Origin of the sequence: Catenibacterium sp. RTP21428st1_D7_RTP21428_210409, assembly GCF_040227455.1 — a bacterium.
Lineage (GTDB): Bacteria > Bacillota_I > Bacilli_A > Erysipelotrichales > Coprobacillaceae > Catenibacterium > Catenibacterium mitsuoka_A.
Genome location: NZ_JBEHVX010000119.1, coordinates 1 through 5,807 on the forward strand (window position 1 = coordinate 1; position 5,807 = coordinate 5,807).

Below are 5,807 nucleotides of genomic sequence, written 5' to 3' on the forward strand. Positions count from 1 at the left end.
ATAATGGTAAATCCACGATTGAACAATTAAGGAGAGTTACTTTTTTTGTTTCCTCCTCGTCATTTCATATTGTCTATAGGGGCATAGATGTCTTAACTTTCATAAAGATTAGGGAAGAACAGCTTTCCTAATTCCGTATCTGAATAACACTCTAATTTTGCAGTATCAAATTCTAATTCCTCCTTTCTTCGTTTTACTTTCGATGAGGTGTGCTTGCTTATGTGATATTGTTTGGAAATGGTATTAAGAGAAATACCCTGATCCATTAGCTACAGGCACATTCTCAGATTGAATTTTACGGCCATAATTTTAAGGCTCCTATCATAATATTAGAGACATTATCTCCAATATCATGATAGTACAAAAAGACCACCCCTTGAGGTGGTGCAGTTGTGTATATTCTGATTTTTAGACTAGTGGTGCGCTTGGTGATATAGGTGGTGCACTTTATGCGATTAGCGGTGCTCTTCCTTGCGAATAATCACATCTAGAGTTAATGAAAATTCGTTGTAATAGAAAATCAACCATTTTCTGTAGTCAATACTCCTTCGATGGATGGCATCAATTATTAGATGGAGGACCTATTGCAGACGCAATTCTAGATAGAATCATTAATAGTCCATACCTAATTACTTTACACGGAAAATCATTGCGTGAGGAATACTCAAGAATAAGACAATAAAAATGGAGAAGGCATAATAATGATAAAGAATTATTATGCCTTCTTTCAAATTAATTGTGGACTTCCAACCGTATTCAATTTTTTGTGTAGTGGACTTGTCCAGCGTATTGAGTAGACTTCTCTATCTTAACGAGTGGTCTTCCATTAGTGGAATACTCACTCAATAAGGAAGAAATTGATGCAATTTAATCTACTCAATAGGGAAATATTATAAATAAACATTTCTTTCGACTATGTATACAGTCAGAAGTGTCAGGTGGTCAAGTTTATCGGAAGGGTTGGTCACCCCCGTCGGAATTTTACGAAAATGGTTAATTGGTCAAGAGTATCGGAACACTTGGTCAACCTAATCGGAATGAATGATCAATTAAAGTGGGATAATCATCAGTCCACTACATTATTTTAGGCAAAATAAAAACCCTGTAAGCAGGGGCACGAGATAAATCTCCTTTTCGTGTCCTTATTACAGGGTCCATTTTACTACTTTATAATGTTTTATTTCTTCACTGGATCAAAGAATGTATCCGGATGATTTGGATTAAATACTTCATTACATGTCATTACAGTAACCAGATTTTCTGTTTCTGATAAGTTAATGATGTTATGTGTCCATCCAGGTATCATATGTACTGCTTCTATTTTATCTCCACTTACTTCAAATTCTACAATCTCTCCCGTATTGATATTTCTTTCCTGAATAAGTCCATGACCCTGTACAACAATAAATAATTCCCATTTGGAATTATGCCAATGCTGTCCTTTGGTAATGCCTGGTCTTGAAATATTGATTGAAACCTGTCCACAGTCTTCTGTATGAACTAGTTCTGTAAAAGATCCTCTTTCATCACAGTTCATCTTTAATGAATAGGCAAATTTTTCTTTTGGAAGATATGAAAGATATAAGCTGTATAGTTTTTTCGCAAAAGATCCATCTGGCATCTTAGGCATCATCAATGTCTTAGGTTGATTTTTAAACTGTTCTAATAGATCAACAATTTCTCCTAAAGTTACTTTATGTGTTACTGGGATATAACAGTATCTTCCATCTTCTTTTTCAACTGTTTCTACACCATTAAACTCACAATGTCTTTTTTTTCCTTCCAATAGATCATACATTCCTTCAATCAAATCATCGATATAAAGAACTTCAAGTTCTGTTGTTCTGTCATTGACTGTAAATTCTTCATCATTTGCGACTGCATAACAGAAAGTAGAAATAGCACTGTTATATCTTGGTCTTGAATGTCCCATTAGATTTGGAAAACGATAGACTGCTACTTTAGCACCTGTTTCTCTTGAATAGTCAAAGAACAGTTCTTCTCCTGCCTTCTTTGATTTTCCATATTCACTTGTACCAAAGCGGCCAGCAAGTGTTGCCTGAATACTACTGCTTAACATGATTGTTGACTTATTGTCATATTTCTTTAATGTATCTAATAATGTAGAAGCAAAACCAAAGTTACCATTCATGAAGTCTTCTGTATTTTCAGGTCTGTTAACTCCTGCAAGATTAAATACGAAATCACATTCCTTACAGTATTGATCTAATTCTTCCAATGTATTATCGATATCATATTCATAGATTTCTTCTATATGAATATCAGGTCTTGTTTTGTTTCTTCCATCTTGTATCGTTTTTAAGTTATTAACAAGGGCAGTTCCTACCATGCCCTTGGCTCCTGTTACTAGTATCTTCATTCTAATATTTTCTCCATACCATTTTATTGACAACGTTGATATATCCCTGAATAATTCTGACTACCTTCATAGAAACTGTTTCATCTACATAGTCTGGACATGGTTTACCGAGTACTCCTTTTTGTTTCATTTCAATGGCCATATCTGTAGCATTCAATAATTCTTTAGTTGTAATACCAGCAAGGATGAAATCACCTGCTTCTAATGCTTCTGGTCTTTCTGTACTTGTTCTAATACATACTGCAGCGATTGGATGACCAATTGATAGATAGAATGAACTTTCTTCTGGTAATGTACCTGAATCAGATACAATAGCCAATGCATTCATCTGAAGACAGTTATAGTCATTAAATCCCAATGGTTCATTGACTCTTACTCTTGGATCAAGTTTGAATCCGCTCTTTTCAAGTCTGTGTTTACTTCTTGGATGACATGAATATAAGATAGGCATGTCATATTTTTCTGCAAGAGCATTGATAGCAGTAAATAAAGAAATGAAGTTCTTTTCTGTATCAATATTTTCTTCTCTATGAGCACTTAATAGAATATAGTTGTCTTTTTCAAGACCCAATCTTTCAAAGACATCTGATTCTTTGATTTTATCAAGATTTCCTCTTAATACTTCTGCCATAGGAGAACCTGTCATATAAGTTCTTTCTTTTGGAAGACCTGTATCAGCAAGATACTTTCTAGCAAACTCGCTATAACAAAGATTAACATCAGAAATGACATCTACGATTCTTCTGTTTGTTTCTTCTGGAAGACATTCATCCTTGCATCTGTTTCCTGCTTCCATATGGAAAAGAGGAATATGTAATCTCTTGGCACTAATAGCACTTAAACAGCTATTTGTATCGCCTAGTACTAGATAGCCATCTGGCTGTAGTTCATTTAATAGTTCAAAACTCCTTCCTAGGATGTTACCACAAGTAACACCTAGGTTATCTCCTACTACTGGTACTAGGATATCTGGTCCAAATTCGCCTTCATTGTTTTTAAGTTCAAAATCTTCCCAAAATACAGTACTTAGGTTCTTATCCCAGTTTTGATTATAATAGATGACACATGTATCAAAGTACTCTCTGCATCTTTTGATGACTGCGACAAGACGAATGATTTCAGGTCTTGTTCCTAATCCAATACACAGTTTGGTTTTTCCATTATTTTTCCATTTAAAATTATGTTCCATTTCTTTTCTCCTTCTATTTACTACAATTTATACTTATAGCATCGCCATACAACTTTGTTTGAAAACTATCATTTAATACATCAATAGATATGTTTATAACTCCATAACCATGATCATTTAGATTATTAGTATCAGATGATGTTATATAAAGATTATTTGTTATTTTCTTGTATGAATTTATTATATTCTGTGATGGTAAGTTATTCTTGCCGTTTCTATATACAGTAGAACAGACCACATTTACAGAAGTAAAAACATCAAGCATTTCACTTGATGTTTCCGAACCATGATGTGGAATTTTTAAAAAATAAGGTTGACAAGGTAGCCTAGGTATTTTTTTCAATTCAGCTATTGTAGTATTCTCCATATCACCTGTAAACATAAGAACAACTTCTCCTAGTTTTATTGTAAATCCAATTGAATGGTCATTTTTATTAAAATCACCATATAAAGAATGCTCACGTATTAAACTTGAGTTAGGTGCAAATGAGTTCATTTTAAAATCGATTTCATAATCATCATATTTAAACCATATGTCGTCTTTATAAAATAACAAATCTTTACTATCTGATACTGTATAAATATTACTTTTACTGTTACAGGATTCTTTTTTTAATTTATCAAAAAGATTTTTTACCTTGTTTGAACATATTTTATATGCACTATCTACATTTTCAGGAATATTAACAATTGTATTTCATTTACAAATTCATCATAGATATCACACATTCCTTGACTATGATCATAATCCGGATGGCTCCAACATAAATAATCAATATGTTTAATATTATTGTTTCTTAATATTTCAACAGTCTTATTCATTTTATGATAACAAAAGCAATCAACGACTATGCTAAAAAATATTTTAGAATCTTTTTTAATAAAAACAATAGAAGATTCTCCTTGTGTTTTATAACCAATAACATTAATTTCTATCACTAATTTTTCTTTAACAAGATATGGTAGATTTTGCATTTCTATTGAGTTATTTTAATTTCTCTTTTGTATTTGACAGGTCTTATTTTCCTATGTGATGATTTCCTCATTATTGGCTTTTCAAAAGGTATAAATCTTTCTTTTGACTCATCATTTTGTTTATCCTCTAAAGGATGAATAGGATAAAATTTTATTCTATCCATTTTTAGTCACCTCCGCTATTCTACCATCATTAAATTCATCCTGACTTAGTTCCTTAATAAATTCAGTTGATAATGATTCAAAGAACAAATCATACAACTGATTATTTATTTTTTTTATACTCTCTTCTAAATTATCTTCATCTAACTCATCTACAATTGGCATAAATCCTTCAATATCTAATAGTATTTGATAGCCTGTCCTGTTGTCTTCAAAACTTCCTACTCTTCCTTTTGTTATAGTTCGACTATAAAGAAGATAAATATTATTAACCGCAGCTTGTTCATTAAATTCAAGAGATATAACATCATCTAAAGCCAGATGCAATGCTTTTTCTGTAAAATAATTGGCTATATCCTTTATATTATAAATTATACAACTGTTCACTTTTTGTAAGCCAATTTTCTTTATGTTAATAAATTCAAATTTTTTTAATTCTTTTATTAACTCTATAACTGTTGGCAAATAGTTTGAAAACATAGGATTATTTTTAGTGGTATCAATTTCTAAAATAATACTTGATTTGGAAATTGTTACTCTTCTTCCATCATCTGTTTTAAAAACAAAATTTTTATCATTATTATCAACACAAACTTCTTTTAAGTTATTATATCCCTTGTCATGAAGTATTTTACCTACAGATTGAACAAAAATTTCTACATCTAAATCAATTAATCCATCATATTCAACCTTTAAAGTTAAATTTTTTAAAAATGTGTGTTTCAATTTAGCTCTAACATAACTTTTATCCTTATAAATATCCATTCAATTATATATACCTCACCTTTCTAAACTTCATTTATAACCATTTCCATGTTAATCAGTTTTAAAAACAATTTTCATCAACCACATTATATCATAAGAAATTAAAATCAATGATATAAACATTGTAATAAAAGAAAATAAATATAAACATACAAAAATATTAATATATTGAAAATTGATTTGAATACCCACAAACCACAGGTTAGTGAAAATTAAATTTCATAAACACCGATTAAACGGCGTTCATGAAGCTGAACCGGACACATGAATTTCCCATCTGTTCTACAATTAGATTAGAAATTAGATGGAGGTATAATCATATGTCAAACAAAGTAT

7 protein-coding genes are annotated in these 5,807 nt (G+C 31.0%); 1 reads left to right on the forward strand and 6 read right to left on the reverse strand.

All coding sequences use genetic code 11. The annotated features are described in order from the left end of the window. The first annotated feature begins 496 nt into the window (after positions 1 to 496). Positions 497 to 682, forward strand: a complete 186-nt coding sequence (locus ABUA27_RS11890) for an ATP-binding protein (RefSeq protein WP_349820777.1) — start codon at positions 497 to 499, stop codon at positions 680 to 682. A gap of 495 nt (positions 683 to 1,177) precedes the next feature. Here ABUA27_RS11890 and ABUA27_RS11895 read toward each other — a convergent pair whose 3' ends face one another. The 6 genes from ABUA27_RS11895 to ABUA27_RS11920 all read right to left on the reverse strand — a co-directional run bounded on the left by ABUA27_RS11895 (position 1,178) and on the right by ABUA27_RS11920 (position 5,471). Further along, positions 1,178 to 2,380, reverse strand: coding sequence for a polysaccharide biosynthesis C-terminal domain-containing protein (locus ABUA27_RS11895; RefSeq protein ID WP_349820778.1), 1,203 nt, complete (start codon positions 2,378 to 2,380; stop codon positions 1,178 to 1,180). 1 nt (position 2,381) lies between these two features. Continuing rightward, positions 2,382 to 3,569: a UDP-N-acetyl glucosamine 2-epimerase gene (locus tag ABUA27_RS11900; RefSeq protein WP_349820779.1), complete on the reverse strand. Its 1,188-nt coding sequence runs from the start codon at positions 3,567 to 3,569 to the stop codon at positions 2,382 to 2,384. 13 nt (positions 3,570 to 3,582) lie between these two features. Beyond that, positions 3,583 to 4,065: a ComEC/Rec2 family competence protein gene (locus tag ABUA27_RS11905; RefSeq protein ID WP_349820780.1), complete on the reverse strand. Its 483-nt coding sequence runs from the start codon at positions 4,063 to 4,065 to the stop codon at positions 3,583 to 3,585. Positions 4,066 to 4,235: 170 nt separating this feature from the next. Next, positions 4,236 to 4,544: an MBL fold metallo-hydrolase gene (locus ABUA27_RS11910; protein ID WP_349820781.1), complete on the reverse strand. Its 309-nt coding sequence runs from the start codon at positions 4,542 to 4,544 to the stop codon at positions 4,236 to 4,238. Between the two features lie 2 nt (positions 4,545 to 4,546). Continuing rightward, positions 4,547 to 4,708: a hypothetical protein gene (locus tag ABUA27_RS11915; protein WP_349820782.1), complete on the reverse strand. Its 162-nt coding sequence runs from the start codon at positions 4,706 to 4,708 to the stop codon at positions 4,547 to 4,549. Next, complete coding sequence (locus ABUA27_RS11920) at positions 4,701 to 5,471, reverse strand: TIGR04255 family protein (RefSeq protein WP_349820783.1); 771 nt, start codon at positions 5,469 to 5,471, stop codon at positions 4,701 to 4,703. Before ABUA27_RS11920 ends, ABUA27_RS11915 begins: the two co-directional genes overlap by 8 nt. Between the last annotated feature and the right edge of the window lie 336 nt (positions 5,472 to 5,807).

Coding starts and splice junctions, on each gene's coding strand:
- ABUA27_RS11895 (WP_349820778.1), bottom strand. CDS start 2,380: ATGAAGATACTAGTAACAGGAGCCAAGGGCATGGTAGGAACTGCCCTT.
- ABUA27_RS11900 (WP_349820779.1), bottom strand. CDS start 3,569: ATGGAACATAATTTTAAATGGAAAAATAATGGAAAAACCAAACTGTGT.
- ABUA27_RS11920 (WP_349820783.1), bottom strand. CDS start 5,471: ATGGATATTTATAAGGATAAAAGTTATGTTAGAGCTAAATTGAAACAC.
- ABUA27_RS11905 (WP_349820780.1), bottom strand. CDS start 4,065: ATGAACTCATTTGCACCTAACTCAAGTTTAATACGTGAGCATTCTTTA.
- ABUA27_RS11915 (WP_349820782.1), bottom strand. CDS start 4,708: ATGGATAGAATAAAATTTTATCCTATTCATCCTTTAGAGGATAAACAA.
- ABUA27_RS11890 (WP_349820777.1), top strand. CDS start 497: ATGAAAATTCGTTGTAATAGAAAATCAACCATTTTCTGTAGTCAATAC.
- ABUA27_RS11910 (WP_349820781.1), bottom strand. CDS start 4,544: ATGCAAAATCTACCATATCTTGTTAAAGAAAAATTAGTGATAGAAATT.